Source organism: Paraburkholderia ferrariae NBRC 106233 (assembly GCF_000685035.1).
In the GTDB taxonomy this organism is placed as follows: Bacteria; Pseudomonadota; Gammaproteobacteria; order Burkholderiales; family Burkholderiaceae; genus Paraburkholderia; species Paraburkholderia ferrariae.
In genome coordinates this window covers 37,466-43,980 of the sequence record NZ_BAYB01000055.1, presented here as the reverse complement: position 1 = coordinate 43,980, position 6,515 = coordinate 37,466, and the positions used below count along the sequence as shown (strand labels likewise).

At 59.9% G+C, this 6,515-nt stretch carries 5 protein-coding genes; 4 read left to right on the top strand and 1 reads right to left on the bottom strand.

From position 1 onward, the window contains the following. From BFE01S_RS34900 to BFE01S_RS34890, 4 genes are all read left to right on the top strand, one after another. Positions 1 to 2,398 (top strand): hemagglutinin repeat-containing protein (locus BFE01S_RS34900; RefSeq protein ID WP_028229481.1); only part of this gene is annotated, 2,398 nt, incomplete at its 5' end. A 17-nt stretch (positions 2,399 to 2,415) separates the two neighbouring features. Continuing rightward, entirely contained in the window at positions 2,416 to 2,871 is a 456-nt protein-coding gene (locus BFE01S_RS43730) for a hypothetical protein (protein ID WP_245621275.1), read from the top strand. Between the two features lie 125 nt (positions 2,872 to 2,996). Further along, positions 2,997 to 3,395: a hypothetical protein gene (locus tag BFE01S_RS34895; RefSeq protein WP_028229480.1), complete on the top strand. Its 399-nt coding sequence runs from the start codon at positions 2,997 to 2,999 to the stop codon at positions 3,393 to 3,395. Positions 3,396 to 3,503: 108 nt separating this feature from the next. Beyond that, positions 3,504 to 5,249, top strand: a complete 1,746-nt coding sequence (locus tag BFE01S_RS34890; RefSeq protein ID WP_028229479.1) for a ShlB/FhaC/HecB family hemolysin secretion/activation protein — start codon at positions 3,504 to 3,506, stop codon at positions 5,247 to 5,249. A gap of 113 nt (positions 5,250 to 5,362) precedes the next feature. Here the strand turns inward: BFE01S_RS34890 and hpnH are convergent, their stop codons facing one another. After that, positions 5,363 to 6,514 carry an adenosyl-hopene transferase HpnH gene (gene hpnH / locus BFE01S_RS34885; protein ID WP_028229478.1) on the bottom strand — a complete coding sequence of 384 codons (1,152 nt, stop codon included), beginning with the start codon at positions 6,512 to 6,514 and terminating at the stop codon, positions 5,363 to 5,365. Position 6,515: the final 1 nt, after the last annotated feature.

Genomic DNA, 6,515 nt, shown 5'->3' with positions numbered 1-6,515 from the left:
GCAGACCGACCAGGAATCGAGCGTGACCAACAACGCCAGCGTGGTGGGTTCGCTCAATGGCAGCGTATCGATCAATGCGGGCAACAACCTGACCGTGACAGGCAGCAACCTGATCGCTGCGAAGGACATCACCGGCACGGCGGCGAACGTCACCATCAATTCGGCCACGGATACGAGCCACACGAGCCAGACGCAGCAGACGAGCAGCAGCGGCCTGACGATTGGCCTGGGCGGCAGCATTGGCGATGCAGTCAACGGCGCGTACCAGCAGGGCCAGGCGCTTGCCAGCGGCAACAGCAATGGCCGCGCGGAGGCGCTGCACGCGATAGCGGCGGGCGGCGACGCGGCTTTGGCCGGTTATGGTGCCTACGACATGGCGAAAAACGGTATCTCGTCTGCGGCGAACGCGCCGAGCATTGGCGTGCAGGTGAGCGTCGGGTCGAGCCACAGCCAGAGCCAGTCGTCGGAGGATCAGACGATCCAGCGTGGTTCCAATGTGCAGGCAGGCGGCACGACTGCGTTCATCGCGACAGGCGACGGCACGCCGGGCAGCGGCAACGTGACGATTGCCGGTTCGAACGTGAGTGCCAGCGATGTGGTGCTGGCCGCGAAGAACCAGGTGAACATCGTCAACACGACCGACACCGATTCGACGCGCAGTTCGAATTCGTCGTCCGGTTCGAGCGTGGGCGTGTCGATCACCACGAACGGCTTCGGCGTGTCGGCCTCGATGCAGAACGCGCATGGCGACGCGAACAGCGATGCGGCGATCCAGAATGCCTCGCACGTCACCGGTACGAACAGCGTGACGATTGTGAGTGGCGGCGATACGAACATTACCGGGTCGCAGGTTGCGGGCGACCGGGTGACGGCGGTCGTGGGTGGCGACCTCAATATCGCGAGCGTGCAGGACACGACGACGAGCGCGGCGCACCAGAGCAGCGCGGGTGGTGGGTTCAGTATCAGCACGGCAGGCGGCAGCGCGAGTTTCAGTGCGCAGAACGGACATGCGGATGGCAGTTACGCGCAGGTCAACGAGCAGGCAGGTATCGCGGCGCGTACTGGCGGCTTTGATATCAACGTCAAGGGCAATACGGGTTTGACGGGGGCGGTGATATCCAGTACGGCGGATCCGTCGCAGAACAGTCTCACGACCGGTACGCTGACCTGGAGCGATATCCAGAACCAGTCGCACTACGACGCGAGGAGCAACGGCATTAGCGCGGGTGTGGGCTGGGGCAACACAGGTAATGCAACGGGGCCGGGTTCAGTCAGTGGCCATCCTGGCGTCTCGCCAATGATCTCGCAGAGCGACAGTGGCGACCAGAACGCGACGACGCGCAGCGCGATCAGCGTGGGCACGATCAACATCACCAACCCGGCCGCGCAGACGCAGGACGTGGCGGGCCTGAGCCGCGACACGTCGAACACCAACGGTACGGTGTCGCAAACGCCCGATGTGAACAACCTGCTTAACCAGCAGGCCGACACGATGCAGGCGGCGCAGGCGGCGGGCCAGGTTGTGGCTCAGGGTATTGGCGCGTATGCGGACAACAAACGCGACACGGCGACCAACCAGGCCACCTATGACGCATGGGATGAGGGCGGTGACAACCGGACGGCGCTGCATGTTGTGGGTGGCGCACTGATTGGCGCCCTGGGTGGCGGAACGGCGTTCAGCACGATTGGTGGGGCAGCAGGCGCATACGTGGCGTCGGGAGCAGCCAAGGGACTGGCAGATATCGAAAACGGTGTAACGTTAGGTACGGGCTCGCAATTCATTGGCAATCTCGCAGGCAATCTTGCTGCGGGGCTTGGTGGAGCGATTGTCGGTGGGACGGCAGGCGCCGCGACCGGCTCGGCGGTGCAACTGTATAACCAGTCGATTGACGATGAGCGGCAATTGACGGGGGACAGCAAGAGCAGCAACCCGTTTGCGCAGTCGCCGCTGGACCTGATTTTGCAGGGCATACGCAACGGGCTGGCTGCCATAGTGCCAGGTGAGGCAGGTGGGCCGCCGGTTGCGCCAGGTATGGCAATGGCGGACAGTGCGGGGCAGTCGGTAAATGCTGCGCCGGGATATGTGCCGGATAACGCTACCCTTGCGAAAGGGGGCAATCAGCAATCCGGCGATATGTTGGGAGCGAATGGCCCTCAAGTCGCGAGTAAAACCCTTTGGAAGGGTGATGGGAGCGAGCGCATCGATGTGGAGAATCCTAATCCAGGACAGCGCCCCGGACAAATTCACTATCAAGACAACCAAGGGAATAAGTATCTTTATGACCCAAGCACAAACTCGTTCCCTGATGCACCGAATTCTGTGAACAAATTACTGAATGACCCTAGTTTTAGTGCGGCAATTCAGAAGGGTCTCAATAAATACCTTGGGGGTAATTGATGGACATGAATCGGGCTATGGCAGCTCTTTTAGGTGGTACTAGCGTGAACTGTACGCTGGCTTCGCCGCTTGCGCGAATTGCTAGCGACGGCTTCGCCATTGACGACGGATGCTATGTTTTTCGTGGCGTCTCGAAAGTTACGACCCCCACAATGTCCAGCTTTCCGGATCGAACAGGCTACGAAGCTTTCGTTAATTCATTTCACGTAGAAGACTATGACTCGGTGTCGCCAGTTGCACAGGCAATTCTCTTCGTGACGGAGGTATTTCGTCATTGGAATGCTAGGGAATCGGTCGCCACACTTGTTGCAATTCTCAGTGCTGACGAGTTTAGTGTCGTTGCTAGATTTCATCTCCGGCGCGATGGTGAGCGCTGGCTGAGTGACAACATCGAAGGCTACGAAGACCCTGTTATGTCGGTCGACTCAAAAGAAAATTTTCAGTCTTTAATGCGTAGCCTATTGAGAAACTGATTTCCCAGGCTATTTTTGTCTTTTTGAATAGGGCATATGGCAAACCGGCAACCGTGACTCATGGTTTGCCGGTCGATTTCAGTTGCCAATATGACTACATGAATTGATGGTGAGTGGTGTTAAATATGCAGATGAAAGAATCGACTATCGTTGGCTGGTTGTCCGAATCTCAGGTTGCTGAAGATGCAGAGTTTCGGCTCTCCGGCGCATTGTCTGAGTGGCTGTTTGCGACACATTTTTGGCGTGATTTCAATTCATCGCACGGTACGATGTTCGATCAATTTGAAGAGGACGAAGTTGGCCAGGACGTTGTAAAAGAAATCGCCACCTCGATCAATGTCAGAATCGACCATATTCGATGCGGGCAAGAACAATCAATCGAGTTCGTCTATCGGCGCTTACGTGACGGTTCTTCGGTTACTGCTACGGTAACTAGGGGTGACTTGATTGAAGAATTGACCAAGCTTCATGAGTTTCTGCTTGATGTGTCGAAGAAATGTCCTGTCATTTCCTTCAATCTATGAGTGATTAGAGATTGCCGGGGCAGCGAGCGCTACCCTACGACAGGCATCCAGGACGTAACGTAACTTGTCTTGCCCTGTTTAAAGAGCGGGGCATTGATTTAGTCAGGAATGGAAAATAAAAAAAGACTCACGGGGTTGCCGCTCGCGGTTCTTATCCCTCTCGCCGTCCACGCACAGGAAACTCCGCCTGACGTAGCTGCGGCCCGCGCAAACGCGCTGCAAAACCAGCAACTTCAGCAGCAACGCGACGCCCAGCAGCGCGCGACCAACGTCGCTGCGCCGGTTGTGCGCTCGGCCGCACCGGTCGCTGGCGAATGGCCCATGCTGCCCGCCGAGACGCCATGCTTCCGCATCGACACATTCGCGGTCGAGGTGCCCGATACGCTGCCCGAAGCGCAGCGTGCCATGGGCGCCTCTGACCTGTCGATGGATCGCTTCGCATTCCTGCACGACTGGCTCCGGCATTACCAGGGGCAATGCGTCGGCAAACAGGGCCTCGACATCCTAACGAAGGGTCTGCAACACGAAATCCTCAGCCGCGGCTACATCACCACGCGCATTCTGCTAATACCGCAAGACCTGTCAAAGGGAACGCTGAAATTCTCCCTCATCCCCGGCATCATCCGTCATCTGAAGTTCGTGGACCCGTCCACGCGCGGCACCTGGAAGAGCGCGTTCCCCGCGCGCGATAGCGACGTACTCCAATTGCGCGATCTCGAACAGGGCCTCGAGCAGATGAAGCGCCCCGCGAGCCAGGACGCCACCATGCAGATCGCTCCCGGCACCGTGCCCGGCGAAAGTGACGTGGAAATTACCGTAAAGCGCTCAAAGCCGTGGACGTTCGTCGCCTCGGTCGATAACTCTGGCCAGCGCGCCACCGGCAAACTGCAAGGCAACGTGTCGCTCGGCATCGACAATCCGCTCGGGCTGAACGATATCTTCACGGTTGGCGCGAACCAGGATCTGGAATTCGCCGATCACGGACTGGGTTCGCATGGCTTCAACGGTTCGTACTCCGTACCATGGGGTTACTGGACAGCCACACTCTACGGCAACACGAACACGTATTACCAGCAGATCGCGGGCGTGAACCAGACGTTCGTATCGAGCGGCAACGCGCAGACGGCCGGCCTGAAGCTGCAACGTGTCATCAGCCGCAGCCAGAACGACGTGCTCGGTCTGGAGTTCCAGCTTATCAAGCGCTGGGGCGCGAGCTTCATCGAGGACACCGCAATTTCGCAGCAGGCCCGCAACAACACGTTTATCGAAGGCGGCGTGACCGACCGCCATTATTTCGGCGCCGCGCAGTTCGACGGTACGCTGGCGTATCGCCAGGGCGTCGGCGGCCTGGGCGCAACGCCTGATCCGTACGCGGACGGCCCTACCTATCGTTTCCACGTGGCGACGCTCGACGCCAATCTTTCGGTGCCGTTCGCAGTTGCGGGTCAGCCGCTGCGCTATGTCGGCACGCTGCATGGGCAGTACACGGGCGACACGCTGTTCTACATCGACGATCTGAGCATTGGTAGCCGCTACACGGTACGAGGCTTCGACGGCGAAACGATGCTTGCTGCCGAACGCGGTTTCTACTGGCGCAACGAATTGCAATGGCCGATCGGGCAGACGGGCCACGCGCTCTATGCCGGCATCGACTACGGCCACGTTTTCGGTCCGGGCACGGCAGCGCTGGCCGGCACGCAACTGGCGGGCGCAGTCATCGGCATTCGCGGCGGCGTGCCGGTGAAATATGCGGCACTCTCGTATGACCTCTTCGCCGGCACACCGGTCTACAAGCCGACCGGATTCGATACCGCACGCGTGACGCTGGGGTTCCAGGTACTAGGACAATTCTGAGCGCAGTGAGAGTGCCTTGCAAAGAAAAAAGGCGCAGCGGTTCAACCCGCTGCGCCCTTTTACATGATGACGCGTCACATCCCAGCCGCACCAGGGCGCCTGGGACGCCGCCTTCAGCTTGCCGCGACCGTGGCCGGCTTCTTGGTCCTGGCCGCGTTCTTGATCTCGTCGAGCTTGATCTCGACGTGGCGCGAGAACACGTATTCCGCGGGACGCTGGCCTTCCAGCGAGATGTCCTTCGCGAATGCGCCCGTCGTGCGCGGGCCCGAGAGGGCGACGCGCGCGGCCTTGAGCGGGTGCGCCACCGTGTCCATCACGGCGGTGGCTTCGAAGCCGCAGTGGACCATGCAGTCCGCGCACTTCTCGTACTTGCCCGTGCCGTACTTGTCCCAGTCGGTGGTTTCCATCAGTTCCTTGAAGGTCTTCACGTAACCTTCGCCGACCAGATAGCAGGGCTTTTGCCAGCCGAACACCGTACGCGCCGGGTTGCCCCACGGCGTGCACTGGTAGGTCTGGTTGCCCGCCAGGAAGTCGAGGAACAGGCTCGACTGGCTGAACGACCACTTCTTGCCGTTGTTGCCGCGCTTGAAGATCTCGCGGAACAGGTTCTTGGTCTTGTCGCGGTTCAGGAAGTGCTGCTGGTCCGGCGCGCGCTCATAGGCATAGCCCGGCGAGACCGTGATGCCGTCCACGCCGATCGAGGCGACCGTGTCGAAGAACTTCGCCACGCGTTCCGGCTGCGCGTCGTTGAACAGCGTGCAGTTGATGTTCACGCGGAAGCCGCGGCGCTTGGCTTCCTTGATGGCCGCGACGGCCTTGTCGTACACGCCTTCCTGCGAAACCGAGTGGTCGTGCGCCTCGCGGTCGCCGTCCAGGTGCACCGACCAGACGAAGTACGGGTTCGGCTCGTAATCGTCCATCTTCTTTTCCATGAGCAGCGCGTTCGTGCAGAGATACACGAACTTCTTGCGCGCCATGATGCCCTTCACGATCTGGGGCATTTCCTTGTGCAGGAGCGGTTCGCCGCCCGCGATGGAAACGACCGGCGCGCCGCACTCGTCCACGGCTTCGAGGCATTCCGCGAGCGACAGGCGCTGGTTCAGGATGGGATCCGGGTAGTCGATCTTGCCGCAGCCGTTGCAGGCCAGATTGCAGCGGAACAGCGGCTCGAGCATGAGCGCGAGCGGGTAGCGTTTGTTGCCGCCGAAATGCTGGCGGAAGATGTACGCGCCAACGCGGACTTTTTGTAACAGCGGAATAGACAAA

Excerpts from the sequence above, each read along its gene's own strand:
- BFE01S_RS43730 (WP_245621275.1), top strand. The coding sequence starts at position 2,416 with ATGGCAGCTCTTTTAGGTGGTACTAGCGTGAACTGTACGCTGGCTTCG.
- BFE01S_RS34895 (WP_028229480.1), top strand. The coding sequence starts at position 2,997 with ATGCAGATGAAAGAATCGACTATCGTTGGCTGGTTGTCCGAATCTCAG.
- BFE01S_RS34890 (WP_028229479.1), top strand. The coding sequence starts at position 3,504 with ATGGAAAATAAAAAAAGACTCACGGGGTTGCCGCTCGCGGTTCTTATC.